The 26,712-nt window shown below is 49.6% G+C and carries 21 protein-coding genes; 9 read left to right on the top strand and 12 right to left on the bottom strand.

What is annotated here, in order from left to right:
- Positions 1–6 precede the first annotated feature (6 nt).
- The gene (gene nspC, locus F3H20_RS07995) at positions 7–1,113 is read right to left on the bottom strand and encodes a carboxynorspermidine decarboxylase (protein WP_223191682.1); all 1,107 of its coding nucleotides are present in this window, start codon (positions 1,111–1,113) and stop codon (positions 7–9) included.
- A 464-nt stretch (positions 1,114–1,577) separates the two neighbouring features.
- Between nspC and F3H20_RS07990 the strand changes: the two genes are divergently transcribed.
- Positions 1,578–2,147, top strand: a complete 570-nt coding sequence (locus F3H20_RS07990) for a biotin transporter BioY (protein WP_149734413.1) — start codon at positions 1,578–1,580, stop codon at positions 2,145–2,147.
- A 92-nt stretch (positions 2,148–2,239) separates the two neighbouring features.
- On the opposite strand, the gene elbB is transcribed toward F3H20_RS07990, so the two are convergent.
- A complete protein-coding gene (gene elbB / locus F3H20_RS07985; RefSeq protein ID WP_149734412.1) occupies positions 2,240–2,899 on the bottom strand; it encodes an isoprenoid biosynthesis glyoxalase ElbB in 660 nt (219 codons plus the stop codon).
- Between the two features lie 180 nt (positions 2,900–3,079).
- On the opposite strand from elbB, the gene bioB (F3H20_RS07980) reads away from it, so the two are divergent.
- Both bioB (F3H20_RS07980) and bioB (F3H20_RS07975) read left to right on the top strand, forming a co-directional pair.
- On the top strand, positions 3,080–4,078 hold the full coding sequence (bioB, locus tag F3H20_RS07980) for a biotin synthase BioB (RefSeq protein WP_149734411.1): 999 nt from the start codon (positions 3,080–3,082) through the stop codon (positions 4,076–4,078).
- Entirely contained in the window at positions 4,078–5,070 is a 993-nt protein-coding gene (gene bioB / locus F3H20_RS07975; protein WP_149734410.1) for a biotin synthase BioB, read from the top strand. Before bioB (F3H20_RS07980) ends, bioB (F3H20_RS07975) begins: the two co-directional genes overlap by 1 nt.
- A gap of 120 nt (positions 5,071–5,190) precedes the next feature.
- Here the strand turns inward: bioB (F3H20_RS07975) and F3H20_RS07970 are convergent, their stop codons facing one another.
- Together F3H20_RS07970 and F3H20_RS07965 are read right to left on the bottom strand one after the other, a co-directional pair.
- Complete coding sequence (locus tag F3H20_RS07970; protein WP_149734409.1) at positions 5,191–6,381, bottom strand: MFS transporter; 1,191 nt, start codon at positions 6,379–6,381, stop codon at positions 5,191–5,193.
- Positions 6,382–6,486: 105 nt separating this feature from the next.
- On the bottom strand, positions 6,487–7,125 hold the full coding sequence (locus tag F3H20_RS07965) for a hypothetical protein (protein ID WP_149734408.1): 639 nt from the start codon (positions 7,123–7,125) through the stop codon (positions 6,487–6,489).
- Positions 7,126–7,471: 346 nt separating this feature from the next.
- Between F3H20_RS07965 and F3H20_RS07960 the strand changes: the two genes are divergently transcribed.
- Together F3H20_RS07960 and F3H20_RS07955 are read left to right on the top strand one after the other, a co-directional pair.
- Positions 7,472–8,383, top strand: coding sequence for a GGDEF domain-containing protein (locus F3H20_RS07960; RefSeq protein ID WP_149734407.1), 912 nt, complete (start codon positions 7,472–7,474; stop codon positions 8,381–8,383).
- A 198-nt stretch (positions 8,384–8,581) separates the two neighbouring features.
- Positions 8,582–9,814 carry an EAL and HDOD domain-containing protein gene (locus F3H20_RS07955; RefSeq protein WP_223191681.1) on the top strand — a complete coding sequence of 411 codons (1,233 nt, stop codon included), beginning with the start codon at positions 8,582–8,584 and terminating at the stop codon, positions 9,812–9,814.
- A 51-nt stretch (positions 9,815–9,865) separates the two neighbouring features.
- On the opposite strand, the gene F3H20_RS07950 is transcribed toward F3H20_RS07955, so the two are convergent.
- The 3 genes from F3H20_RS07950 to F3H20_RS07940 form a co-directional block, all read right to left on the bottom strand.
- Entirely contained in the window at positions 9,866–10,633 is a 768-nt protein-coding gene (locus F3H20_RS07950; RefSeq protein WP_149734406.1) for a glycosyltransferase family 2 protein, read from the bottom strand.
- Between the two features lie 11 nt (positions 10,634–10,644).
- Complete coding sequence (gene gmd, locus F3H20_RS07945) at positions 10,645–11,667, bottom strand: GDP-mannose 4,6-dehydratase (RefSeq protein WP_149734405.1); 1,023 nt, start codon at positions 11,665–11,667, stop codon at positions 10,645–10,647.
- A 343-nt stretch (positions 11,668–12,010) separates the two neighbouring features.
- Positions 12,011–12,883, bottom strand: coding sequence for a LysR family transcriptional regulator (locus tag F3H20_RS07940; RefSeq protein ID WP_149734404.1), 873 nt, complete (start codon positions 12,881–12,883; stop codon positions 12,011–12,013).
- A gap of 107 nt (positions 12,884–12,990) precedes the next feature.
- Between F3H20_RS07940 and F3H20_RS07935 the strand changes: the two genes are divergently transcribed.
- Together F3H20_RS07935 and F3H20_RS07930 are read left to right on the top strand one after the other, a co-directional pair.
- Positions 12,991–13,983 (top strand): YeiH family protein, encoded by a 993-nt coding sequence (locus F3H20_RS07935; protein WP_149734403.1) that lies wholly within the window; start codon positions 12,991–12,993, stop codon positions 13,981–13,983.
- Between the two features lie 188 nt (positions 13,984–14,171).
- The gene (locus F3H20_RS07930) at positions 14,172–14,708 is read left to right on the top strand and encodes a CatB-related O-acetyltransferase (RefSeq protein WP_223191680.1); all 537 of its coding nucleotides are present in this window, start codon (positions 14,172–14,174) and stop codon (positions 14,706–14,708) included.
- 50 nt (positions 14,709–14,758) lie between these two features.
- Here F3H20_RS07930 and F3H20_RS07925 read toward each other — a convergent pair whose 3' ends face one another.
- The 5 genes from F3H20_RS07925 to F3H20_RS07905 form a co-directional block, all read right to left on the bottom strand.
- On the bottom strand, positions 14,759–16,798 hold the full coding sequence (locus tag F3H20_RS07925) for a glycosyltransferase (RefSeq protein ID WP_188128238.1): 2,040 nt from the start codon (positions 16,796–16,798) through the stop codon (positions 14,759–14,761).
- 60 nt (positions 16,799–16,858) lie between these two features.
- Positions 16,859–19,081, bottom strand: a complete 2,223-nt coding sequence (locus tag F3H20_RS07920) for a glycosyltransferase (RefSeq protein WP_262501604.1) — start codon at positions 19,079–19,081, stop codon at positions 16,859–16,861.
- Positions 19,082–19,263: 182 nt separating this feature from the next.
- On the bottom strand, positions 19,264–19,707 hold the full coding sequence (hsp18, locus tag F3H20_RS07915) for a heat shock protein Hsp18 (protein ID WP_149734401.1): 444 nt from the start codon (positions 19,705–19,707) through the stop codon (positions 19,264–19,266).
- 314 nt (positions 19,708–20,021) lie between these two features.
- Positions 20,022–20,417: a pyridoxamine 5'-phosphate oxidase family protein gene (locus F3H20_RS07910; protein ID WP_149734400.1), complete on the bottom strand. Its 396-nt coding sequence runs from the start codon at positions 20,415–20,417 to the stop codon at positions 20,022–20,024.
- A gap of 967 nt (positions 20,418–21,384) precedes the next feature.
- A complete protein-coding gene (locus F3H20_RS07905) occupies positions 21,385–22,623 on the bottom strand; it encodes an MFS transporter (protein ID WP_223191679.1) in 1,239 nt (412 codons plus the stop codon).
- A gap of 233 nt (positions 22,624–22,856) precedes the next feature.
- Here F3H20_RS07905 and F3H20_RS07900 point away from each other — a divergent pair, with 233 nt between their 5' ends.
- Positions 22,857–24,182 (top strand): MFS transporter, encoded by a 1,326-nt coding sequence (locus F3H20_RS07900; RefSeq protein WP_149734398.1) that lies wholly within the window; start codon positions 22,857–22,859, stop codon positions 24,180–24,182.
- Between the two features lie 49 nt (positions 24,183–24,231).
- Positions 24,232–26,709, top strand: coding sequence for a (2S)-3-sulfopropanediol dehydratase (hpsG, locus tag F3H20_RS07895; protein ID WP_149734397.1), 2,478 nt, complete (start codon positions 24,232–24,234; stop codon positions 26,707–26,709).
- Positions 26,710–26,712 lie beyond the last annotated feature (3 nt).

Raw genomic sequence — 26,712 nt, 5'->3', positions numbered from 1 at the left:
AGATATTTATGATAAACTAGTTAGGAAATCTGCATAATCAAAGGTTCGGACAACCTCCAGTGTACCGTCCAGCCGCTTTACGGCAATGGCCGGCATGGCGAGACCGTTGAACCAGTTTTTCTTCACCATGGTATAGCCGGCAGCATCGGCAAAACGGATTTCACTGCCAACCTCCAGTCTGTCAGCAAAGCGAAAGGTGCCAAAGACATCACCGGCCAGGCAGGAACAGCCGGCTACCATATAAGAGTGCCCTGTGGCTTGTTCCGCCTCTATTTTGGCCGCCAGACGGTAGATTAATAAATCCAGCATATGCCCTTCCACCGAGGCATCGACAATGGCAATATCGACCTCGTTCTGTACAATATCGACGACACGGGTCACCAGCTCGGCGGCACCGGTTATGGCGCTTTCTCCCGGTTCCAGATAAATCTGCACCCCGTAGGTCCTGGCGAAGTCGGCCAGCGTCCGGCTAAATGCCTCCACCGGATAACCTTCCTTGGTAAAGTAGATGCCGCCACCCAGGCTTATCCACTCCAGTTCCTTTAGCATATCCCCGTACTGTTCACCGATATAGTCAAGCTGGCGGACAAAGGCAGGATAGTCATCATTTTCACAGTTATAATGAAACATGAAGCCGCTAAGCCGCGGCAACTGCGCCGCCAGCACCGCCTTATCAGTTACACCCAGCCGAGAATGGCGCCGGGCCGGGTCGGCCAGATCAAAATGAGAATGGCTGATACCCGGATTGACCCGCAGGCCGACTTTTTTTGTCTTTACCAGTTCATAGTATCGCTCCAGCTGCGAAGCGGAATTAAAAATCACCTTGTCGGCAAACGCCGTTACCGCCCGGATATCTTCCGCCGAATAACCGACACAGTAAGCATGCGTCTCCTTGCCGAACTTCTCATAACCCAGCCGGGCTTCGAACAACGAGCTGGATGTCGTTCCATCCATATACCGGCGCATTAATTCAAAGACCGACCAGGTGGAAAAGCATTTAAGGGCCAATACCGATTTGGCACCGGAAAGCTGACGTACCTGACGAATAATTTCCATATTGCGCAGCAATTTATTTTCATCAATTAAATAATAAGGCGTGGCTATCTTCATCATCAAACTCCTGCTATTAAAAAGATAATAAAACCTGACCAATTGCCAGCAGCAAGCACATGAAAAGAACAGGTTTCGTAAAAAGGGCGGCGAAACGGAACATACCGAAGTATGCCGCTTAGCGACAACACGTGTTACGGAACCCATCCGGTCACTTTTCAACAGATTGGACTGGCTATGGTATCAATTCATGAATCTAATCATATCAAAAACTTGCTCATCTGTCGATATTCTTTGAAAATAATCGAAAAATAAGCTAAAAAGTCGTTTATCCTTAAAATAATATGCGATATATTTATCTCTTGTTATTTTTAACCATAACCCGGAAGCCTCCGGTTATTCTACAGCCTTTACTTTTAACCTGTTTCAGTGTATGATACCATTGTTAACCAATAATAAATAATAAGTTAACAATGGTATTTATTTTTCCGTTTGCCCCAAAACACTATAACCCTGGAGGTATCTCTATGAAGCTTTCCCTGCGCGACATGCTGTTAATCGCCATCTTTGCCGCTTTGACGGCTGTAGGCGCCTTTATTAAAATTCCGACGCCTATCGTTCCCTACACCTTACAGTTTTTATTCTGTGCCTATGCCGGTATCCTGCTAGGCTCCCGACAGGGGCTGTATTCACAGGCCTTGTACATTTTGCTCGGACTGATCGGCATTCCGGTGTTTGTTAACGGCGGCGGGCCCGCCTACATATTACAGCCCACCTTTGGTTATTTACTGGGCTTTGCCCTTTGTGCCTATGTCATCGGCAAATGTATGGAACGCTTCGGCGCTGCCGTCACTTTTGCCAAATTACTCGGCGCCGTACTGCTTGGCTTGTTTTTGATTTATCTGATAGGAGTTCCCTATTTGTATTTAATCGTCAACCTATATCTGGGCAAAAGTATGGCCTTGAGCAAGGCATTGGCCGTAGGCTTTACCCCCTATATTATACCCGATATGATTTTATCGGTCCTGATTGCCGCCACGGGGGTAAAAGTTCTTGCCATTTTGCGCCGTATCGGTTTCATCAAAAATTCGGCCTGATTTTAAAAAACGCAGGGGGCTGGCACAAGTTGGACCCGGAATTCTTTTAAAGTTCCAAGTCCAATTTTTCACCTTCGCTATCATTGTTGGTCTTAAGCCAGCCTTAACACTTCTTGGACCAGCTTTTCTATGCCTGCGGCCACTTCGGCGATATTTTGCCCAAGCATATACGCAGGCGTTGTCACGATTTTATTCTTTTCATCCACTACGACATCAGTCACCCCGGCGCAGACTGTATTTGCCCGCCAGGCTTTCAGGACGGAATGAACCTCTTGGTCGGAGCCGACCGATAAGCGGGGCCGCACCGTAGTTTCCTTAAAGGCCAGCGCCACCAGCACCGGCGCGATGCACATGGCGCCAATCGGTTTTTCCTGCCGGTGGGCTTCGCGAATCACCCGGGCCACTGCCGGATCAATTACGCTGTCCGGACCGTCAATTGCAAAGCTACACAGATTTTTTGCCGCACCGAACCCACCGGGAAAAATCACGGCGTCAAGCACCGCCATGTCCAGTTTTTCAAGCGGCATAGCATTGCCGCGAGCGATGCGGGCGGACTCGACCAGCACATTCCGGCTTTCCGTCGTCTCCTGCTGCGTAGCATGATTAATGACCTGAAGCTGCTTCTTATCGGGAGCAAAGACCTGCGCTTCAGCCTGCACCTCACTGAGAAACAGCAAGGTCAATACTGCCTCATGAATTTCGGAACCGTCAAACACGCCACATCCCGCTAAAACCACGCCTACTTTTTTCATGCCAACACCCCTTCACCGCAAATGATAAATTATATAAATATTTCTCGTTAAGCCGGTCGGTTCCTGCCACCGGCAAATTCTTCCGCAAGGCTTTTCTTTTACCCTACTTAGTCAATGTATATCCGAATCGTAAACCGACTATACAACAAAGTTAGCATTTTGCCAGTAAAGGAGTTCCTTATGCTCGATTTAATTAAAGACTTGGCCGAAAAAGTACTTGACGGCGCTACTTTAACCGGTAGCGAAGCCCTGCAGTTAACCGACGCCGAGGGCTCGGATATCTTGCTGCTGGCAGCCTACGCCAACAAAATCCGTGAACACTATAAAGGACCGGCTGTCGACATGTGCGGCATCATCAATGCCCGATCCGGCACTTGTTCAGAAGACTGTAAGTTCTGCGCCCAATCAGCTTATCATCAAACTGACGCTCCGGTCTATCCTCTGCTATCTTTCGATGAACTGCTGAAAAAAGCGCAGGAAGCCCAGCGCAGCGGAGCTACCCGCATCAGTCTGGTCACCAGTGGCAGAGGAATGGAGGGCGATCCCGATTTTGAACGGATTCTGGAAATAATCCGGGGCATCACCACCGTCACCGGTCTGGCTGTCTGTGCCAACCTGGGCACCATTTCCGGCCCCCAGGCCCGGCGACTGGCCGCTGCCGGCGTCAGACGCTACGCCCACAACCTCGAAACCAGCCGGCAATTTTATTCCGAAATTTGCACCACCCATTCTTACCAGGACCGGCTGGCAACCGTTCAGGCCGCCAGGAACGCCGGGCTGGAGCTTTGTACCGGCGGCATCATCGGCCTTGGCGAAAGCTGGGAGGATCGGATCAGCCTGGCACTCACCCTGCGGGAGCTTCAGGTCGCTTCGGTTCCCATCAATATTTTAAATCCGATAAAAGGAACCGCTCTGGAAAAAACAGCTCCCCTGCCGGCCCTTGCTATCATAAAAGCCTTTGCCATGTTTCGTTTTCTCCTGCCGGACCGCATCATCCGCCCCGCCGGCGGGCGGGAAATCAACCTGCGCGATATGCAGGGCCTGCTCATGCTGGCCGGGGCCAACGGACTGATTATCGGCAATTACTTAACGTTTAAAGGCCGCCAGGCGGCCGATGACTTTACTATGATTCACGATGCCGGCCTGCTTCCGGCCGATTATACAAAGGAGATTTTATAATGAAACTTCAAGACTTATTTGATCTGGCTCAGACAGTATTAAGCGGCTCCGCCCTTTCTTTTGACGACGCCCTGGCCTTAACCGAGCTGGCGGAGGATGATATTCCCGTTTTGCTAAGTTTGGCCAATAAAATACGCGTTTACTTTACCGGCTCAACCATCGACACCTGCGAAATCGTCAACGCCCGTTCCGGCAACTGCTCGGAGAATTGCAGTTTTTGCGCCCAGTCGGCCCATCATCGCACACAAATAGAAAGCTATCCCCTGCTTAGCGAACAAGCCCTGGTAACGGCGGCCAAACAGGCGGAAGCTCACGGCGCCTACCGTTTTTGTATTGTTACCTCCGGCTGCGGCATGAAAAACGATGCCGATTTCCCCAATATCACCCAGGCCATTCAACGCATCGGCCGCGAAACCACCTTACAACGCTGCTGTTCGCTCGGCATCCTGTCCGATGAACACGTAGCTGCCTTAAAACAGGCAGGCATTACCCGTTATCACCACAACCTGGAAAGCAGCAAAAGCTTTTTTAGCCAAATTTGTTCCACCCATAGCTATAATGACCGGGTAGCCACCATCAAAAAAGTCAAAGCGGCCGGTCTGGAAGTCTGCTCCGGCGGCATTATCGGCTTAGGCGAATCCTGGCGGCAGCGGATTGAATTGGCCTTTGCCCTCAAGGAACTTAACGTGGATTCGGTCCCGATCAATGTCTTGAATCCGATTAAAGGAACACCGGTAGAAAATGTCGCCCGTCTGCATCCGCTGGAAATTTTACAGACCTTTGCGATTTTCCGTTTTATCCTGCCGGACAAAATTATCCGGTACGCCGGCGGCCGGGAACGCAATTTGGGTGAGCTTGTACCTTTAGGTTTTTTATCGGGAATCAACGGCATGCTGCTGGGCAATTACCTGACCACCAGCGGCCGCGGCGCCGACACCGATTTACAGACCATTACCCAGCTAGGGCTATCACCGATTGGATTGTCCCTCTAACGGCAAAACGCGCCGGTATGCTTGGCAGCAGCCAAGCATACCGGCGCGTTTTTTATGTCTATGTCAAAAGCTTCTGCCTTACGGCAGACCTGTTATGGTCCGCAACAGGCAAGCACAACCTTAAGCAGCAGAACCGCCGCGGCTGACAAGCCGCCGTCGCAGATTATAGTAGGCAACGGCAGCCAGGCCGACAACCAAGGCGGTAAATAAATACATGCTGCGGTAACCGACGCCGGCAGCCAGAAAACTAAGAAAAAAAGATCCCATTCCCACGCTGACATCCAACGCCAAAAAATAAGTGGATGTAGCCACACCGGCCCGCCGGCTGGGCGAAACCTGAACGGACAGTGCCTGAAAAGTCGGACTCAGGGCACCGAAACCCACACCAATGATTGCGGCGGCGATTAAAAAACCGGCAGCTCCCTGTACCCGACTCAGGCAGACCAGGCCAAGCACAAACAGCATAATTCCCGGATATACCACCATATGCATGCCGGCCCGGTCAAACACTCGGCCTACCAGCGGGCGGGTGATTACGATGGATAGCGCGTATACCGCAAAAAACAGGCTGGTATATTGCGTCAGTTCAAGCAAACGGGCATAAATCGGCACAAATACCAACACACCGGCATAGGCAAAAAACAGCAATCCGCCGATGAAAGCAACCGGCAAAGCACGGGCCTCGATAAAATCATGCCAGCGCAGCGAACGGCCGCCCGGCTTTTTTCCCTTGCCGGCCAATCCATCCAACGTATTCCGATTGGCCGTCCAAAAAGCGAGGGCGGCTAGTACAACAACACTGGCAAAAAGAACCTCCGGCGTATAGTGGGAAATCAGCGTCAAACTAAAAAAAGGCCCCACCACCATGGCCAGCGTGGAAAACATGGCAAAATAACCGATGCCTTCCCCTTTTCGCTGTTCCGGCACAATCAGCGCGGCCGTTGCCGCCACCGCCGTACTGCCTACGGCAAACACGCCGCCATGAAGAAAGCGAATTAACAATAAGAAAGATAAACCGAGCCCGGTTACACCCAAATACATTACGCTCACCGCGAAGAACACCGCCAGCACGGCAAACAGCATCCTTTTTTTATCAAACTGATCAATCCATTTACCTGCCAGGGGCCGGAACAGCACGGCGCCGATTTGAAAAAAGGTCATCGCCAAACCGGCCTGCCATTCATTGCCGCCCAACTGGCCAATGACCACCACTGGCAAAGCGGCAATCAGGGCATAGTGTGTCATATACTGAAAAAAACTGCTGGCACTCATGCCTAAAAATTCCAACGTCCATAATACCTGATTATTCATATTACACCTTATACGTTTGCAAACACCGGGAGTCCGGTCTAGGGCGTGTTCTCAAACTATCGGTTAGTTTGAGAACACGCCCCAGACCTTTTGCAAGCTTCCTTTCTATTCATGATTTTCCGGCAGCTCAATATAGACAAAACCGCCGCCAAAGCGGGTAGTCTGCAGCCATAGTCCCAGATCGACTGTCAAACAGCGTCCGTTGTCGTAGCAAGTGATCTTATACCGGTCTTGCTCGGCCTCATAGCGCAAACCGGTAATCACCAGCCAATGCCAGCTTTCCAGTTCCATCACCTTTCCTTTGTGCAAATTCAAAAAAGCAACTGGATAATCGGCAGCCAGGGCTGTCTCCAAAAATAGCACGATTTCCTGTAACGAAGGTCTTCTCTTGTGCAAAGCGCTAATACCCAGCCGTTGGCAGCGCCAGGGCAGCCCATAATGGCTGAGCAATCTGCCGGCGCCTTCACAAAACTTACCGGTGCTGTTAAGGCCCAGCAGCCGGTCAGGAGTAATAAACGACCAAACCTCTTCCAGTATATCGGCAATTTCGGTTAGGTTACCGGCTTCATAAGGCAGCGAACCGGGCTGACGCCGGTTTAGGTATACCAGCAGCATCGCCGCCGCCGTCGGCCCGCAGCCTCTGGTTCGTTGAAAAGAAGTCCTGTACCAGCCCTGATTATATCCATACAGAACACCGCCCTGCTGCCGGTGAATCTGCAACCAGTCCGGATGTTTGATCTGCATTATTTCTGCCCCCTCTCTTATCGACAAAAGGCCGTCCTGTCAAAAAAGGACATAAGTCATGCCCCTTTATCTACTCTTTACTATCTCCAGGGGATAGTATTTTCCCCTTTTTTCCTTAAATGATTGTACATAGGAGAGATTGTAAGCGGCCCGATAAGCTGTCATAATGAATATAATAGATTTTTTGTGCGCTTTATAAACATTTTTCAACAATATTGGACAATTGTCCTTATTATATAGTACCACAGATGTGCCGGAACAACCACCCTTACATCAAACGGCCTTCGGTAACCGACCTCGGTTCCGTGCCGTAAGTCCGCCGGCTTATTGCTAGGAGGCAATCCCATTGATTCGCGACTTTCTTCCCACCGATTTGAAGGTATTAGCCAAATATTACGATATAGCAAGAATTATCTCCCCTTCACCGACAGCACCCCATCAACCGCTTATTTCCTGCCAGTCCCCCGGGAATTCTCCTCATCATGCCATTTTTTCCCGCTGCGGAACTGCCGAGTCGTTCTGCCAGAATTGCATGTGTCTGGAGGCCGCCCGCTGCCGGCAAATTCTTGTCCGGATTGAAGCCGTGGATGGAAAATTCTTTCTCATCACCGCTATCCCGCTGGAAATATCAGGACAGCTTCAGACCTTAGAGCTCATTGCCTGTATAGAAGACAAGGCACTGGAGCAGGCGTTGACCGCCCCCAAAGAAACCAACTCCCTCACCTATCACTTTGTGAATAATCTTTACCATCTGGTATTTCGCGACGCCCTGACCACCATGTACAACCGGCGTTACATCGACAAGCAGTTGCCGCTGGAAATTGCCCGGGTGAGGCAGAATAAGCAGCCTTTTTCCCTGATCATGACCGATATTGACTATTTTAAACAGGTAAACGACAGATATGGGCACGCCGTCGGCGACGAAGTATTGAAGTTTTTCGCCCAGAAGTTGCACGAGCATGTGCGGCATAAACAGGAAAACTGGGTCGCTCGTTATGGCGGCGAAGAATTCTTATTGGCTTTAAGTGATTGTTCGGAAGCGCAGGCTTATCATATTACGGAAACCCTTCGTAAAACCATTGAACAGACCTCCATTCCAACTTCGGCCGGAGAACTGTGCATCACAGCCAGCTTCGGAGTCTACATGTTCACCGGCCAGGAAACGGATTTTCATCAACTTGTCGACCAGGTCGACAAGCGCTTATACCAGGCCAAGCAGGCGGGACGCAATTGTACGGTAGCCACCCGGCCAATCTGACTTTGAACTGTGGAAACCTTATAACACAGGATGATGTTGAGGCTCTGTGTCTTAGCGCAAAGCGCGGTAAGGCGTTATACCGTAGTATGCTGCCCGACAGCAGCGGAGAGATACGGAAAATAGACCATCAAGATTCATTGGATTAAGGCTATAAAGATACTAGAGCGGTACCAGACTAATAGGAAAGGAGTCTTTTTTATGATGGCCCAGGAAACAGAAGTACATGTAGCCCGGCAGCCTATTTTTGACTGCAATCAGAACGTCTTTGGATACGAGCTGCTGTTTCGCAGCAAGGTAGCCAATGCCTACGACGGCACTGACGGCGATCAGGCCACCAACAGTGTTGTGGTCAACAGCTTTTTGCTAATCGGCATGGAGAACCTGACCAACGGTAAGAAGGCCTTTATTAACTTTACAGCTAACTCTTTAAAAAATGAAATTCCCTCCATGCTGCCGAAAGAACTGATTGCGGTTGAAATCCTGGAAAACATCGAACCCGACCAAGCGGTGATTGCTGCCTGTCGAAAACTCAAGCAGGACGGCTACTGCCTGGTGCTGGACGATTTCGTGTTCAAGCCGAAGTTTATACCTTTTGTTGAGCTGGCCGACATTATAAAAGTAGATTTCCGGCTCACACCTCCGGAAGAAAGAAAAGCTTTGCTGGACCGATGCAGGAACTATCCCATCAAATTTCTGGCGGAAAAAGTCGAAACCCACGCCGATTTTCAGGCTGCTCTCCAGATGGGCTACTCTTATTTTCAGGGATACTTTTTCTGCAAGCCCGTTGTACTGTCCAGCAAAGACATTCCCAGCTATAAGATCAACTATCTTAGCATTCTGCGGGAAATCAACCAGCCCTATTTAGAGTTCGCCCAACTGGAGGCTATTATAAAACGGGATGTATCGCTTTCCTACAACCTTCTTAAATTCATCAATTCAGCTTTTTTTGGCTTAAGCAATAAAATCCAATCACTGCGCCAGGCACTAACGCTGCTGGGACAGAAAGAACTTAGCAAATGGGCCTCGCTTATGGCACTTAAGGGAATGGGCAATCATAAGCCCGGCGAATTAATCCTCAATTCCCTGGTCAGAGCCCGGTTTGCTGAAAATCTTGCCGGCATCAACCTGTCCAAACAGCAGACCTCCAATGCCTTTCTGATGGGCATGCTTTCCCACCTGGATGCCCTGCTGGACCGCCCCCTGCCGGAAATATTGAAAGAAATAGCATTGGACGAGGAAATCAAGGATGCCCTGCTCAGCATCAAACCCAACCGGCTTGGGTTAATCTATAAGCTTATGCAGGCCTATGAGCGGGGCGAGTGGGAAACAATTTCCCGGTTCACCCGGGCCATGTCTATTCAGGAATATCAGGTATCACAATCCTACCAGAAAGCGCTGATCTGGGCCCACGAATTTATTAATACCAATTGATCAATAAAAAAATCACCGCAACAGCAGGCTGCGGTGATTTTTATTTTTATATTAAACGATTTTTATTTGTTTAGCCTTAAATTCCTCGGCGGTATCACTAAAGGTAAGCAGACCGTAAACACGGCGGTTGTCGATATACTGCGGTACATTGGCCTTGCGCAGCGTATCGCTGAAAATGACGTAGTCATACCGGCCGCTCCCGTCGTTATAATTCACGACAGGTAATACCTCGCGGCGGACAAGATAGGTGCAGTGAATGACTTCCACCTGAATGAGTCCTTTTATTGTCTGATTCAGGATTTCATGATATAAAGGCGAATGCCGGTAATACCCGTTGTCATCCGTAACGAAGTGATAATTGGCGTACAGGCTTAACGGATCATCGCCATTGCGCAGCAGCGGTCCTACTACCGGCAACCCGGTAGCCAACAGTTCCTCCAGTGTATCCGGTGAAATAAAATTATCACAATCGACTACAAAATAATGCGTTCCCCGCGCCTTGGCCCATTCGACCGATTGCTGGCGCAGATCGATCAGTACCTTCAACTTCAAGGCATTCCAGTCATGAGGGCTGTACTCTTGCACCGGTTCCGCCACATCGCTGGCATCAAAGTAAATTTCCGAATACCTGTCCTTTACTTTTTCGACCCATTGGTGCAGCAACTGCGCAGTATTATCATTATTGTTATTAGTCCGGATATAGAGCTTTATCTGGGAGGCAGGATAGGTTTGCTTCTCAATCAGTTCAAGATATAGCGGCAGTACATGCGCTTTATCCTTGGCTAAAATGGCAACCGTAACAAACTCTTGAGCTTCCATAGCTTCACTCCTTACGCTTTATAAAGCGGTTCCGGCTGATAGGCGTTAGTTTCCGCCTTGAGTTGTTTTTCCGCCGTCACCCGCTTGAGATCAGCCTCGACCATCATCTCAATCAACCGCCGGACATCCACCGCCGCCTTCCAGCCCAGAATGCGTTCAGCCTTGCCCGGATTGCCCAGCAGCACTTCAACCTCCGCCGGACGGTAAAACAGGGGATCAATCACCACGTAGTCCTCATAATTCAGCCCTACATAAGAAAAAGCAATGCGGCACATCTCCCGGACAGTGGTCGTACAGCCGGTGGCTACCACATAATCATCAGGCTGCTCCTGCTGCAGCATCAGCCACATAGCTTTCACATAATCTCCGGCAAAGCCCCAGTCCCGCTTGGCATCAATATTGCCCAGCCGCAGTTCCTTTTGCATTCCCAGCTTAATTCTTGCCACGGCGTCGCTTACCTTTCTGGTCACAAACTCCAGCCCTCTTAGGGGAGACTCGTGATTGAACAGAATACCGCTGCAGCCAAACAGGCCGAAACTTTCCCGGTAATTCACCGTCATCCAGTGTCCAAACAGTTTGGCGACCCCATAGGGACTGCGCGGATAAAAGGGAGTAGTCTCGCACTGCACCGGCTCCTTAATCTGACCGAACATTTCGCTGCTCGACGCCTGATAAAAGCGTATGGACGGATCGGTCTGGCGGATGGCTTCCAGAACATTCAACACCCCCAGTCCGGTTGTTTGCGCCGTCAATATGGGTTGTTGCCAGGAGGCTCCGACAAAACTTTGGGCCCCTAAATTATACACTTCCACCGGTTTTGCCATGCGGATAAGCCGGATCAGGGATGATACATCGGTTAGATCACCGCTGATCATTTCCACCTCCGACTCAATTCCCAACCATCCGAGCCGCCAGGTCGTTGCCGTCGCCCGGCGCGCTATCAGTCCATATACCTTGTACCCCTTATCCAGCAGCAGCTTAGCCAGATACGCTCCGTCTTGCCCTGTAATCCCAGTAATGACTGCCGATTTCACCTAAACACCTCCATACGGCATGACTTCTTATCCATTTTCCAGGTACCCCGCTGATTAAATGAACCGCCGGCCTGGCAGAAAAAGATCGGCCTGAACACGCAGCGTGAATTAATCAGTGCTTACCCAGGAGCCACTGCTTAGCAGGTACATTGACATGAAGAAATACTCTTCACATGACAAAGAAGAGAAACAGCAAAAATTGAGGTTCTTTTCAGATTCTCTGACAAAGCTGGTGACACCTGTCGTAATTTAGTCAGTGATCCCTTAGGATAAGTGTCCGACTTCGGAATATCCGTATGAAATATTGTATGCAGATAAAATACCGGAGGTTCCGCCGTACCGCCTACAGGGAAAAGCAGGTTTGCAGGAAGCGCTCTAACGGAGGAGAGATAAATTTATTCTTATGGTACACCACACTAAACTGTCTCTGGAAACTCGCTCCTTGCACTTCGATAATAGCAAGATCCTTCCTCTTCGCTTCGTTTTGCACGGACATTCTGGATATGACGGTAACTGCGATTCCTTCCGCCACAGCCTCTTTAATGGCTTCTGCATTATTATAAACTCCGGCTGCAGTCCAGCCTATTCCCTGGCTGGCCATAACCGATTCAAACAGCTCACGGGTTCCGCTGCCTTCTTCTCTGACCAAAAATTCAAACCCATTTAGTTCTGCAATATTTACTTTTTTCTTTTCCGCCAATGGATGGGTTGGCGCCGTAATCAAAACAAGCTCATCCTTCATAAACGGAGTAACCGTTAAAAGCGGTGAATGCACGTTCCCCTCCACCAAACCAAGGTCTAATTGATCCAGCAGCAGCATGTCCTCAATGATTTTTGTATTGTTTACCACCGGATAAATCCTGGTATTGGTATTTATCGCCATAAACTGTCTGATTAAACGATGCAGCAAGCAAGTGCCGACCGTTACACTGGCGCCGATCCGCAGCAATCCTTTGTCGGTTATTTCATTCATGGCAATTTCGGCTTCCCGGTGTAAATGCAGGATATGCCGGGCATAGCCTGCCAGCTTCTGCCCGGCTTGGGTAATATACAGTTTACGCCCCAACCGTTCAAACAACTTTACATTATAATGAGACTCCAGTTCGGCAACAGCCTGACTGATCGACGGCTGAGCAATATGCAGTTTCTCCGCGGCGGCCGTCATATTTTTTTCATCATAAACAGCTAAAAAAATAGTTAAATGTCTTAATGTCATGATCCCCCTCCTTAATTATAGGTAAAAACCTATGATATATAAATAATTATAGTATTTTACTTATTTCCAGTCCAGTGTTATGCTCATGTAACAAGGAGGTATTTACCATGAAACAATTTGCAAACACCCCAGGGATAACCGGGCTGGGTATGGCGCTTGCTTTTGCCGTACCGGCCTGGCTTCTGGGTAGATATTTTCCGGTGATCGGCGGTCCAGTATGGGGTATCTTACTGGGAATGCTTTGGGCTTACTGGAAAAAACCTGTCAGCAATCATGCAGGCATTAATTTTGTTGCCAAAAATGTATTGCAATACTCTATTATCTTGCTCGGCTTTGAAATGAACCTGCAACATATTCTTGTTACCGGCAGCCAGTCCTTATATGTCATTGTATTTACTCTTGGTGCGGCTTTTCTTACCGCCTGGCTCGCCGGCAAATATTTAAATGTATCCGGTACATCCAGCATTTTGATTGGCGTCGGCACAGCTATATGTGGCGGATCGGCCATTGCTGCGGCCGCACCGGCCATTAGAGCCAGTGAAAAGGACATTGCCTATTCCATATCCACTATATTCTTATTTAACATTGCAGCCGTCTTCCTCTTCCCCTTTTTAGGGCATGCCCTGCTGCTGAACGATACAGGGTTTGGTATGTGGGCAGGCACGGCCATTAACGATACATCCTCCGTGGTAGCCGCAGGTTATTCCTATAGTCAGGCTGCCGGCAACTACTCCACCATTGTAAAATTAACCCGCACTTTAATGATTATTCCCACCACGCTTGTTCTCTCCCTGATTACCGCAAAAAGGCAAAAAACTGACAGCACTTTTAATTTCATTAAAACCTTCCCCTGGTTCATTATTGGCTTTGTTTTCGCTTCGTTCATCAATACATGGGGAATACTGCCTCCAGCAATTTGCCTTTTACTAGCCCAAACCGGAAAATTTCTCATTATTGTCGCTATGGTCGGCATCGGTTTGAAAACCAGCCTGCCCCAACTTATAACTAACGGCATACGGCCGGTTTTACTGGGATTAGCCTGCTGGTTCGCCGTAGCCTCTGTTTCATTGGCCGTACAGTACTACCTGCAAATTTGGTAATACCCCATGAAGGCATACGAAAAGACGGGTTAGCTTTTTATTAACCCGTCTTTTCGTATGCCTGAATACTGTCATAAGACATGCCTATTCTCACATATTCATCTCTAATATTTATTTGGCCAATCACGGCACAAGTAATAAAAACGGAAAATAAGTCATCCTTAATAGAAAGGAGAGAAAACGCAATTATGTTTTTAAACCAAAACCAATATTACCAGAATTATGACATTGGCGACTGGACGTACGGAACTCCCGATATTTTTTCCTGGGGCGAAGGAGCCAGATTAAAAATAGGTAAATTTTGCGCTATTGCCGACGGAGTGGAAATTATGTTAGGCGGCGAACACCGTTACGACTGGATCACTACCTATCCATTTAATGTTCTTTGTGAAAAAGCCCAGGGATTTACCGGCCATCCAAAATCAAAAGGCGATGTCGTCATCGGCAACGATGTCTGGATTGGACGAAAGGTCCTCATTCTTTCGGGCGTTACTATTGGCGACGGAGCTGTCATTGGCGCCCATAGCGTTGTGACAAAACACGTCGCACCCTATTCGATTGTCGCGGGTAACCCCGCTAAATTTTACAGACTACGGTTTAAAGAAGAAGCAGTCAAAGATCTCTTGCGAATAGCCTGGTGGCACTGGCCCCTTGAAAAAATCGAGGAAGCCTGGCCCTTATTATTGTCAGGAAACATAGCTGATTTTATACAAACCTACGGCTGACATTTCCTTTCGTATCACTGTCTTAACCTGCATTTATATTGCGAACCGCTCTAAACGTCTGTCTTCAGATAAGTATCAACAAAGACCCGGCGATAATCGTGGTACCCATTGGTCAAACCGATTATACCGCAGTCATGGATACACCACGGCTGCTGCTGGCGGGGAACAACCACTTTATAGCCTGCTTTGATAAACTCCATGCTCTGCGAACAATCATAAAAATGCCAGCCATTAAAAAGGTCTTCCCGCCAGGGCAGGTCATATTGCGTAATCATAATCAAGCCATCGATACACTGAACTTCCTGATATTCATTCTCTACATTTTGAAAAGCAACCAGCTCCATATATCCTCTATGACTGTCGAATACTTTGCCATAAGTACAATTTGCTTCCCACCAGATTCCATTGGCAGGAACTTGCGTGCTCCCGGCCACACCGATCAGACCGACTACGGAATCTTCAAAAACCTGTAAAATATCCCGAATAAAATTTTTATTAATGATAACTACATTTTCATGTAGATAAATTTTATATTTTGCATCAGATTCACCAATAGCTTGATTATAGGCGTTAGCTCTGGAAACACTGCCCTTAACGGACAAGATCTCAATCTCATAACCGTCAGGTATTTCCAAGTCCCTGATGTGAGAAAGGCAAATCGGATCATCATTCTCGCAGGTAATAAAGCAAAGCTTATTTCTCCTTAAATCCTCTGCCGGGCGACCTGCCGGTAAAGTGTCAACAGGCTTACAAGCTCTCACAATATACTGATATGCCCGGCATTGATCCATGAGCCGGTTATTGCCGGCAACACTGGTTAATGCCAGGATAAATTGCCGGTCCTCTGCCGTTTCATGTATAAAATTAGGGTGACAGGCGTTCATTTTGTAGCCGGTACTCTGAAACATTTTCTCAATCTCATATATTGTGAAAAAGCGCAGATGCGTTTTATCTAAAATACCGGCCTCTTCATAACTCCAAAAGCCCTGCAACAGATTGCGCAGTACGCTGAAATGCATAATATTAGGAATACTTGCCAGTATTTGGCCACCTGGCTTAATATAAGCCTTAATGTTTTCCAATGCCCGCCAGGGATTTTCCAAATGCTCCAGCACGTCAGCCAAAATTATATAATCAAAATATTCCTTAGGATACGGCAATATTGTATTTTCAATATCTGCAGCTATTACCTCGGCAAATAACTTAGCACTTAATGCGGCTTTTTCATTGAGTTCAATCCCATATAATCTTGCTTTATGGTAGCCGTCTTTAATCTTCATCAGTGTAGCGCCGCAGGCGCAGCCAATCTCCAAAACGACAATAGCCTGTGTTTTAGGATTTTCAATCAAATTAACGATATCCTGTCTGATGATAGTCGAGTATACCGGATTAAAGCCCCACTTAGCGGCAAACTTGTTAAGCATATCACGGTAATCAACCGGCTCTGCCGGCGGCGCGCCCGCATGGTGTACAAAGGTATCCCGGCACAGCATGAGCTTATAGCCTCCTGCTCTGATCCGGAAGCTATAATCATCGTCCAGCAGATAGCCTGAACTAAACGTTCCGTCAAGCAGTCCCACCGAATCGATAACGGTCTTTCTGACCGCCAGGCAATACCCTGCAAGCTTAATTCGCTCTTCCCAACAGCTTGAATTAGACAGATTATATTTTTGAGTATAGCTGTGCATTTCATCGATGCTCTGATAGCTGACCGGTACGGCCTGCGCATATCCTCCATAATTGGTAACAGGAGCTACCGCACCTATACCTGGCTCACTGTACAGGCAAGCGGTAAGGTTATCCAGCCAGTGATGCGTTACGATTACATCACTCTCCAGCAGAACGATGGTTTCCCCTGCGGCCTTGGCAATTGCCTGGTTGCACCCCTCAGCATAACCCTTGTCTGGTTCATTGGTTATTATTTTTATATCCGTCTGCTGGCTAAGCCATCCCGTGGTTCCGTCCGTCGAATGATCATCCACAACAATAAGTTCATAGCTTTCCTGTTCGGTATAAGTTCGAATACTCGCGATAGTTTGCGTTAGATATTGCAGTTGGTTGCAAGCCCAAATAATAATACTTGTTTTCATACATACCTCTCTTGTTTTCATCTTCTTCTACCCGCCTGTACCGCTTTCCGTTTTGCCCAATTAGCTAAAGCGGGAATGAACCAAACCGGACCGGTGCTGAAAATAGGACCAAATAATATCCTGCTTTTCCGTAGTTACCGTTTCAGTTGGAGCAAGCTCGACCGGAGTATGCTTAGCGGGAAGCAGCGAATACAATGTTTCCAGATGATCGTTCCAGCCATGGCAGCAATGGTTCCGCACAGAATTTTGCAAACTACGGCTTACCGTGAAACGGTATTCCTCGTCAGTAAGCAAAGTGTCCAAACCGGCCAAAAGTTCTTCCTCCGTATTGACATGTGTTTTAATACCATCCGCTGCCAGAATACCGTCAAACTGCTCCGCAATGCAGTTGGCCAGCCCGATAACCGGGATTCCCCTGGCGCCGGCCGCCAGCGCTTCCTCCGGGGCACCTAGCGGTATGGAATCCAAATAAATGTCGGCGGCATTATAATAAAGGGCTGCATCGGCCGGAATACCGGCACAGCGGATGCACTGATTGCTTTCTTCCCGCAGCCGTTTCCATTCTTCCGATTCAGCTATACCGATGACCAGCATAACAGTTTCCGGTTGCCGGCCATGAATTTTCCTCAATAGTTTTATAAAGTCATATTCACCGCAAGCAGTCACGCGATAAGGCTGGGTTACCGTCAGGCAAACCAACTGACTGTCAGTAATCCCCAACCCCCTTTTGGCCGCCTGCTTATCGCCGGGTTCCGGCAATTCTCCCAAGGGGAGCGGCAGCATACAGGAACGGGGAAAAATTCTCCTGTTCTGACTGATCAACTGCCCGGAAGTCCAATGTTCGGCAACCAGATCGGCTGTACTCATGCCAATTGTAAAACCCTGATCGGCATGATTCACAAAAATTACCGGTACCTTGCCTGCTGCACCGAACGCAACGGCGGGCAGCGGATCATGGGGATGAATATGCAGGACAACCAGGTCGGCCCACATAGCAGCCAGGTCCCGCAGCAAAAGTGCTCTCTGACACAGGGATGCATTCATCTTGTCCAAAGCCACGTACCAGCCGCCGGAACGCTGCGCCGCTGCAGCCAGGACGGGAGGATTGGTATCACTGTTTAAAGTGACCAATACCGAATGGACCGAACCGGCATCCGCCGTCATCCAGCGTTCCAGCACCTTCGTATGTCCCACCGCGGCATAACCCTGGCTCAAAACATGCAGCACCTGGCGTTTGCCGGAGGTCCGGTGCTGCAGCAACGCCAAAGGAGTGGCCGGCCGCAGTTCGCTGTTACCGGCAATTTTCCGCAAAACAGCTTCCAGCCTGTGGGAAGCAAACAGTCCCGGATGGCAGTGATGGGCGTAATCGGCGGCTTGCATAACCAGGGTCAGCGCTTTTTCATAATTGCCGGTCAGCAGGGAAAATTCCGCCTGGCTGACCAGGCAGGAAAACTTCCGGTACGCCGCCTGGATCACCTGCCGGAAATGATTTACATCATGTTGATAAGCAAACCATCCTTTTAAAACCGGGTCCTCTACCGCCTGGGAAGAAGGCCGGCTGTGGGGATCGTAGCCCCACTTTTCGATAAATTTCTGTTTGTTGGTTTGCAGCAGCGTAGTAAACTTTATCGACGGCTCTTTAAACGAAACACTGCCGAAATGGTGAATAAAGACATCTCGGCACAAAATCATCCGGTAGCCTGCCTGCCGGATACGCACACTATAATCGTCGTCCTCAAAATTTCCCGGTGAAAATATTTCATCCAACAGACCGACCGCCGCCACAACCTCCGCTTTGACAAGCAGGCAATAGCCGACCAGGCGCTCCCGTTCTTCCCATAATGAGGGGTCGGCATGATTCATCTGCCTGGCGAAGGCAATTAATTCTTCCATGCAACTGTATTCGCAGGGAACATTTTGAAAATTGGAGCACGAATTGGTCACAGCACTTACAGCGCCAATATCGGCGGCGCTAAACAAACAGGCTGATAAATTGCTTAACCAGCCTGGTGTGACAATCGTGTCATTATTGAGCAGTAAAATATGATTACCTTCCGCCGCCCTGATGCCTTGATTACAAGCCGCCGGAAATCCCGCGTTGTCCTGGTTGCAAATAACACGCAGATCCGGCTGCTCCCGTAACCAGTCCACCGTACCATCGGTAGAGCCATTGTCAACGACAATCAGCTCATAAGAATTTGCCGCAGTGTGCTGCCTGATACTGTCAATGCAAAGCTTGGTATAATCCAGTTTATTAAAAGTTACGATAATCATGCTGATCATAGGCATTCCTCTTTCCCTGCCGCCCATTTTCGGGCATTTTGTTATAGCACCATGCTGTATCATATGCCGGATATTGGTTTTAGTAACTGCCGGCTTAATAATATGACTGCAAAAAAAAGACCCGACAGCCAGTACTTTTTATTAGCACTGGCTGCCGGGTCTTTTCTTCAACCACCTGTTCCTCAACGAATGGTAATGGTTCTATTGTTGTTCGCTTCCGGCTCACGTTTCGGCAGCGTTACGGTCAGCACACCGTCTTTAAATTCGGCATCAATGGCCTCATCCCGGACATTTTTAATATAAAAACTCCGGCTGTACTCTCCCTGGTGCCGTTCACGGCGTAAGTAATTTTCTTCCTGATTCGTCACTTCTTCCTGCCGTTTGGCGGAAATAGTCAGGTAATCATTGGCAAATTGAATGGTAATATCTTCTTTTCTCATTCCCGGTAAGTCGGCACTGATAAGATAGGCATCCCGATTTTCCCGAAGATCTACCCGAAAACTGTTGCCTGCCGCCATAAAAGGAGCAAAGAAATCTTCCCGGAAGAATTGATCAAATAGATGATTAAAAAAATCCTCCCTTGGCGCCACCTCATTCTTTCGGTTGAAAGGAACCAGATTGAACATATTTACTCACTCCTTCCGCTATTTAAGAAACCGTTTATCGGCTTGTCTTTATTATAACAAAAGGATGAAAAAGATTAAAAAGTCAAAAGGTCAAATTATTTTCTATAATGCCTTAAGCTGCGTCATTATATGGAAATAGGTGGGCAACACACAAAATTCAAATGATTTTCTCTTAATAGCTTATTTTTTTATCGGCTGCTTTCCGCTAGCACGGCAACCATTGCAGCAAATGTCGACCTTACCTATAAAGCCTGGTAACCATAATACAAAACAAGCGGTTGTCACAGTCAACAGACTGTGACAACCGCTTGTTGTTATAATGCAACCGTTCTGGATGATCCCTTCATATCCCGGAAAGTCGCTTCGCCTTCGGCAACGTAAAAAAGTTCAAAAACCGTATCATCCACGCTATACATTTTCTTTAGTGTGGGCATAGCTTCCAAAGCTGCCTGCTTGGTTTGGAGTGTGGTGTCGAATACGGCCTTGCCACTGAGTCGCAGCCACTCGCCGCTCTGCGAAGTTGTGCTGATTTCAAACAGGGGATTGTCCTTTAGCTGCCGGTATACGGGCTTTTGATTATTGGTGCCAAAATAGAGCTTTCCCTCAAATACCATGGCAAAACCGAAGGGACGCACCTTCGGAACATTTCCCTCCACCGTGGCCAGATAAAACACACGATTGTCCAATAAAAACGCTAAAACCTCATCCATGCCTTACACCCTCTCTTTTTCATAGTATCTTAACCGTCTTGCCTATTTGGATTGGTCTTCTTCTCCTTTATTCCCTGGATCGGCTGGCTGCCGGCAGGAAATTTCATATATCCAGCTTAGTATGGGCACCACCTCTTTTAACTATGTGCCAACCAACCTGCCTGCCCGGACGGAACAGGCGGCGATTATTATGGCCAAAACGAAACTTGCTGTCTGTCAGTCATAAAAACTTTTCCGCCTCAAAAGCTCTTGGGAGCGCTAAATACCGGCCAAATCCGCCACCTGCTGCATAGCCCTTGGGGACGACGCAAATACTAAGGGAACCGCTGATTTAATGAGCCTGCCAGCCTGGCGAGAGATTTTTTCGGCTGGCAAGGAAGTAAAACCGCAGGAATAGCGGCCCCTATTTCAAGGTTTTGCTGACGTAGCCAGGCGGAAAAAGATCCGTTAGTGGTTCGCCAACTTTGAAAGTGCAAATTAATTTGCGGGAATTTTTTCGTAAGGCAAGGCGGAGGAGACGCACCTATCGAACATAGGTAAGTCGACGACAACGATGCCTTACGGAAAAAGGACCGTAAAGGAATTGTATTTTCAGAGTTAGTGGACCACTAGGATGCGCGGTGTGAATAAATCAGTGATTCCCCAAAAGCAGGAGGTGATCACATGGCACAGCAGGACAATAAGCAAAAACAGCAAAAGAACGCACAAAACCAGAAACAAAACAAAAATCTGCAGGACTACGACAAATACATGGACAAGCCAAACCATCCCAATACGTAAAATACACCGCTGCCCCGTTAGTGGTCTGTCTACTTTGAAAGCATAAAAGAATTTGCGGGAATTTTTTCGCAAGGCGAGGCGAAGGAAGCGCACATATCAAATATATGTAAGCTGACGACAACAAAGCATTGCGGCCAAAGGACCGTAAAATAATTATGACTTCAAAGTAGACAGACCACTAAGTTTTTCATTCACCGGCGTCTGGCAAACGCGTTTTCTCCGATCCTAAAGCAAACAGCAGCATGCCCAGACAGACCAGCAGGCTACCCAGTCCGTACATCGTGCCGTAGCCCCAATGTTCGCCGACAATGCCTAACCCGACTGCCCCGGTAGTAATGCCGATGTCCATAAAAGCCGTAAAAAAGGCAAGGGCGCTGGCCCGCTCATGCGGCAAAGTCCGGTCTACCACAAAGGCGTTCAAGGCGGGCATGAAAGCGCCGAAGCCCAGGCCGAAACAACCGCCGATAACGATAAGCAGCCGTTCGCTGCTTAAAAAGGGCAAAAGACCGGTAGCCAAAGCCAAGAGTACCAAGAAAGGCAGAATGACGGCCTTCCGCCCGTAGCGGTCGGACAGCTTGCCGGCCACTACCCGGCTGACCAGCGTAAAGCAGGCGTAGGTGGTAAAAAAAATGCCAAAGTTCGCAATACCCTGTTGTGGCGCATAGACAGGCAAGAAAGTGATGACCGTGCCATACACGGTGGAAGCAGTGAGAAAGGTAAACGAGGCCACCAGCACAGCCGGCTGTTTTGCCACTTGTTTTAGGCTTACCTTTTGCACCTGCGTCCCTTCGGGTTTCAATTCATCGACAAACATCACGGCTGTACAGGCCAGGCCGGCAATTATCAGCGAATAGGTAAACAGCCGGGAAAAATCATGGGAGCTGGCAATTACCAGACTGCCCCAGGCCGGAAATAACGCCATGGCGATCACATTGGCCACGCCATACACCCCTATGACCTCACCCCGGCGTTTCGGTGGTGCCAGGTCGGCGATATAAGCGTAAGCCGCAGCCAAATAACAGCCATGAGCCACTCCATGCAGCAGCCGGAGGCCATATAAGGGAAGAATCTCCCGCGTAACTCCGTACAGAACGAACAACGCCGCAAAACAGCCCGCGCCCAGCAGCATCAGCCGTTTGCGGCCGTAACGGTCGGCCTGTTTGCCAAAATAGGGACGAAAAATAACGGAGGCCAGGGTAAATGCGCCCATAACCAGACCGATCTGGCTGGCCGTTCCGCCCAAACCGGCCACAAACTGCGGTATGGTCGGCAACAGTAAATAAAAACTGCCAAAATACAAAAAGCCGGACAGGCAAAGCAGCACAAAATTTCTGGATAGTAAACTGAATTCGTCCAATTTCTCTCCCTCCGCTTTCAAGAAATTTTCTATCCCTTGATTTATGGCAAAAACAGGTAGGTTTAACAAAATTGTATCCCTCCACCCCGCCTGTTGTCAATTCAGATAAAACTATTGACAGACAAACGGCTGCACTGCTATACTTTCTGTAATAAAATAATATTTTGATTTAGTTGATCAGAAAGCCTGAAGACTAAAAATCTGCTGTATACTACAGCGTTTTTTGTCTTCAGGCTTTTTTGCATGTCCGGACTCTTTCAACCGGTCAGAGAAAATGTTTATCAAATTCGAGGAGGATATTCATGGGAAAGTTAGAAAATGCAACAGCCATAAGAAAAGTGGTATTGGCCAGCCTGGTGGGCGCCACTATCGAATGGTATGATTTTTTTCTGTACGGCGTAGTCGCCGGCATTGTATTCAATAAGCTGTATTTCCCCGCCAGCGATCCCCTGGTTGCTACCTTGCTGGCTTACGCCACCTTTGCCGTCGGGTTCATTACCCGTCCGTTAGGCGGCGTGATTTTTGGCCATTTTGGCGACAAAATCGGCCGGAAAAGCATGCTGGTCATGACGCTGATGATTATGGGAGTTTCCACCGTATTGATCGGTCTGGTCCCTACTTATGCCCAAATCGGTATCTGGGCCCCCCTGCTGCTGCTGCTGCTGCGAGTGTTGCAGGGTATCGGTCTGGGCGGCGAATGGGGCGGCGCCGTACTGATGACTTTTGAATATGCTCCGGCCGGCCAAAAAGGCTACTATGCCAGCCTGCCGCAAATCGGCCTCTCCATCGGTTTATGCCTGGCCTCGGGTGTCGTCGGGTTGCTATCCTATGTCCTAACTGACGTCCAGTTCATGACCTGGGGTTGGCGGGCCGCCTTCCTGTTCAGCTTTATTCTGGTGGTCATCGGCACCTGGATACGCGCCCACATTGCCGAAACACCGGACTTTAAACAGGTAAAAGCGGCCAGAGAAGAATCCAGACTGCCCTTGGCCGATATGTGGCGCCAATCCTCCGGCAATGTCCTGGCCGGTATGGGAGCCCGCTACATCGACGGTGTATTCTTTAATATCTTCGGCGTATTTTCCATCAGTTATTTAACCCAGTCGCTCCATATCTCCCGGACCGATGCCCTGCTGGGAGTTATGCTGGCCGCGCTGGTCATGTGCTTCTTTATCCCCCTCTTCGGTCATCTGTCCGACCGCATCGGCCGGGCCAAAATCTATTGGATCGGCAGCCTGCTTACCGGCCTTTCCGTCTTCCCGGCCTTTTGGCTGCTAGCCAACAGTTCCGGTAATATAACAGCCATCTGGCTGGCCATCATTATCCCCTTCGGCATCCTCTACGCCTCGGTATACGGTCCGGAAGCAGCCCTGTTTGCCGAGCTGTTCGCCGCCCGTCACCGCTATACCGGCATTTCCTTCGTCTATCAGTTCTCCGGTATCTTCGCCAGTGGTCTGACGCCGCTGATTGCCGCCTACTTACTGCAATACAACCAGGGTGATCCGGCCCTGATCTGCGCCTATGTGCTCTTTTCCGGCCTGGTCAGCGCCGCAAGCGCCTATTGGATCGGTTCGCGCCGGACCAAAGCCGTCGAGGTGAAAGACGCTCTTAGCATTGCCAACTCATAATCAGGCCAGGACGTGGCCTCACGCCCTAAAACCGAAAGGATGATTTATTATGTCTCTTGCTGTATTATCCCCGCAGGAACAGCGAATCCAGAGTGAAATAGCGGGAAAACCGCTGCCGTACCGCCGTGGCAGAACCCGTGATATTTTAAATACCTTCCAGGATGTTCGCCCGCAGGTGGATGTGGAACGGGCCAAGTATTTTACCGAATCCTTCCGCCAGACTGAGGGTCAGCCGCTTATTTTGCGCTGGTCCAAAGCCTTATATCACATTGCCGAGCACATCACCGTTTACATTGACGATCACCAGCTCCTGGTCGGCCGCGGCGGCTCCCAGGGCCGTTACGGCATCCTGTATCCCGAGCTGGACGGTGATTTTCTCGGTCTGGCTATCGAACAAATGCCGACCCGGCAGGAATCGCCCTTCACGGTATCACCGGCCGACGCCCGGATTGTCATTGAGGAAATCGCCCCGTACTGGCAGGGAAAAACCTTTCATGAAAATCTGGCCAAAGCCCTGCCGGCAGAAACCCTGAAATATACTTATGATCCCCAGGACCCATTAAAATCCCGCTTTATTGTCAATGAAACGGCCTCGTTCCGTTCCTCCATCCAATGGGTGCACGACTATGAAAAAGTGCTGAAACGCGGCTTTGCCGGCATCAAGGCGGAAGCAGCAGAAAAGCTGGCCGGTCTTGACCCCTTAAGTCCGACCGATACGATGGAAAAAGCCCCCTTTCTGGAGGCTGTCATTATTGTCTGCGATGCCATTGTCCTCTGGGCCAGACGGCATGCCGACCTGGCTGAAGACCTGGCCGCCCGGGAAACCAATCGTCAGCGCCGGCAGGAACTGCTGCAAATCGCCGCCACCTGCCGCCATGTTCCGGAGCAGCCGGCCCGTAATTTCCGGGAAGCCATGCAGGCCCAGTGGTTCACCCAGATGTTTTCCCGGCTGGAGCAAAAAACCGGCACCATCATTTCCAATGGCCGTATGGATCAATATCTCTATCCCTATTACCAACAGGATATCGCCGACGGAACTTTGACCGATGAAACTGTGCTTGAGTGGCTGGAATGCATGTGGCTGTCCATGGCCCAGTTCATTGATTTATATATTTCTCCCACCGGTGGCGCTTTCAATGAAGGCTATGCCCACTGGGAGGCAGTGACGATCGGCGGTCAGACACCGGATGGCCGCGACGCCACCAATGAGCTGACTTATCTGTTTCTCCAGTCCAAACGGGAATTCCCACTCCATTATCCCGACCTGGCCGCCCGGATTCACGGACGGGTTCCCGCCCGCTACCTGTATGAAGTGGCGGAAACCATCAAGGACGGCTCGGGCTTTCCCAAACTGATCAACGACGAGGAAGTGGTTCCTCTGCTGCTGGCCAAAGGGGCCAGCTTTAATGAAGCCTTTGATTACGCCGTATCGGGCTGCGCCGAGTGCCGCATGCCCAACCGTGATACCTACACCAGCCCCTGCGCCTACATCAACTTCCCGGCCGCCGTGGAAATGACGCTGTATAACGGCAAAATGAAGTTATACGGCGATGAAATCATCGGCCTGGCGACAGGCGATCCTCGTCTCTTTACCACCTGGGAACAATTCTGGCAGGCCTATCTGGCACAGCATATTAACTTCTTAAAACACGCCTTTATCCAGCAGCATGTCATCATTGGCCTGCGGGCCCGGCATTTTGCCTGGCCGCTGGGTTCGGCCCTGCACGACCTCTGTCTGAAAGAATGCAAGGATATTCATGAACCGGTCATTCCCGGCGGCATTGATCTGGGCTACTTTGAATTCATGGGTTATGGCACCGTGGTCGATTCGCTGGCAGCCATTAAAAAGCTGGTCTACGAGGACAAAAAGATAACTATGGCCGAGCTCATCGACGGGCTGGAACACAACTTCGAAGGCCGGGAAATCCTCCGGCACCGGCTGCTGAACGCGCCTAAATACGGCAACGATGATGCCTATGCCGACGCTATCGCCAAAGAACTTGACCGCCAGTGCGTGATGTTTACCCAGCGTTACTCCCAAGAGCTTGGCGTACACCTTGATCTGCGGCTGGTTCCCTTTACCTCTCATGTGCCCTTCGGCAAGGTGGTCAGCGCAACCCCCAACGGCCGCCGTGCCTACACGCCGCTTTCCGACGGCTCCTCGGCCTCCCAGGGCGCCGATATCAATGGTCCCACGGCGGTGCTGCTGTCCAATTACAGTTCAAAAAATATGGATTTTCGCGAACGGGCTGCCCGTCTCTTAAATGTAAAGCTCAGCCCCTCCTGTGTAGCCGGTGAGGAAGGCACGGAAAAACTAGTTTCCTTCATCCGCACCTGGTGCGACCTTAAGCTCTGGCATCTCCAATTTAACGTAATTAACCGCGAAACATTGCTGGCCGCCAAGGCCGAACCGGAGAAGTACCACAACCTGATTGTCCGGATTGCCGGCTACAGCGCTTATTTCACCGACCTGTCCGCCGATCTGCAGGACGATCTGATCGCCCGGACGGAACACGCGGCAGTATAAGAA

It is taken from the genome of Propionispora hippei DSM 15287, assembly GCF_900141835.1.
GTDB lineage: Bacteria > Bacillota > Negativicutes > Propionisporales > Propionisporaceae > Propionispora > Propionispora hippei.
This window is presented reverse-complemented; position numbering and strand designations above follow the sequence as displayed.

Excerpts from the sequence above, each read along its gene's own strand:
- nspC (WP_223191682.1), bottom strand. The coding sequence starts at position 1,113 with ATGATGAAGATAGCCACGCCTTATTATTTAATTGATGAAAATAAATTG.
- F3H20_RS07990 (WP_149734413.1), top strand. The coding sequence starts at position 1,578 with ATGAAGCTTTCCCTGCGCGACATGCTGTTAATCGCCATCTTTGCCGCT.
- elbB (WP_149734412.1), bottom strand. The coding sequence starts at position 2,899 with ATGAAAAAAGTAGGCGTGGTTTTAGCGGGATGTGGCGTGTTTGACGGT.
- bioB (WP_149734411.1), top strand. The coding sequence starts at position 3,080 with ATGCTCGATTTAATTAAAGACTTGGCCGAAAAAGTACTTGACGGCGCT.
- bioB (WP_149734410.1), top strand. The coding sequence starts at position 4,078 with ATGAAACTTCAAGACTTATTTGATCTGGCTCAGACAGTATTAAGCGGC.
- F3H20_RS07970 (WP_149734409.1), bottom strand. The coding sequence starts at position 6,381 with ATGAATAATCAGGTATTATGGACGTTGGAATTTTTAGGCATGAGTGCC.
- F3H20_RS07965 (WP_149734408.1), bottom strand. The coding sequence starts at position 7,125 with ATGCAGATCAAACATCCGGACTGGTTGCAGATTCACCGGCAGCAGGGC.
- F3H20_RS07955 (WP_223191681.1), top strand. The coding sequence starts at position 8,582 with ATGATGGCCCAGGAAACAGAAGTACATGTAGCCCGGCAGCCTATTTTT.
- F3H20_RS07950 (WP_149734406.1), bottom strand. The coding sequence starts at position 10,633 with ATGGAAGCTCAAGAGTTTGTTACGGTTGCCATTTTAGCCAAGGATAAA.
- F3H20_RS07940 (WP_149734404.1), bottom strand. The coding sequence starts at position 12,883 with ATGACATTAAGACATTTAACTATTTTTTTAGCTGTTTATGATGAAAAA.
- F3H20_RS07935 (WP_149734403.1), top strand. The coding sequence starts at position 12,991 with ATGAAACAATTTGCAAACACCCCAGGGATAACCGGGCTGGGTATGGCG.
- F3H20_RS07930 (WP_223191680.1), top strand. The coding sequence starts at position 14,172 with ATGTTTTTAAACCAAAACCAATATTACCAGAATTATGACATTGGCGAC.
- F3H20_RS07925 (WP_188128238.1), bottom strand. The coding sequence starts at position 16,798 with ATGAAAACAAGTATTATTATTTGGGCTTGCAACCAACTGCAATATCTA.
- F3H20_RS07920 (WP_262501604.1), bottom strand. The coding sequence starts at position 19,081 with ATGATCAGCATGATTATCGTAACTTTTAATAAACTGGATTATACCAAG.
- hsp18 (WP_149734401.1), bottom strand. The coding sequence starts at position 19,707 with ATGTTCAATCTGGTTCCTTTCAACCGAAAGAATGAGGTGGCGCCAAGG.
- F3H20_RS07910 (WP_149734400.1), bottom strand. The coding sequence starts at position 20,417 with ATGGATGAGGTTTTAGCGTTTTTATTGGACAATCGTGTGTTTTATCTG.
- F3H20_RS07900 (WP_149734398.1), top strand. The coding sequence starts at position 22,857 with ATGGGAAAGTTAGAAAATGCAACAGCCATAAGAAAAGTGGTATTGGCC.
- hpsG (WP_149734397.1), top strand. The coding sequence starts at position 24,232 with ATGTCTCTTGCTGTATTATCCCCGCAGGAACAGCGAATCCAGAGTGAA.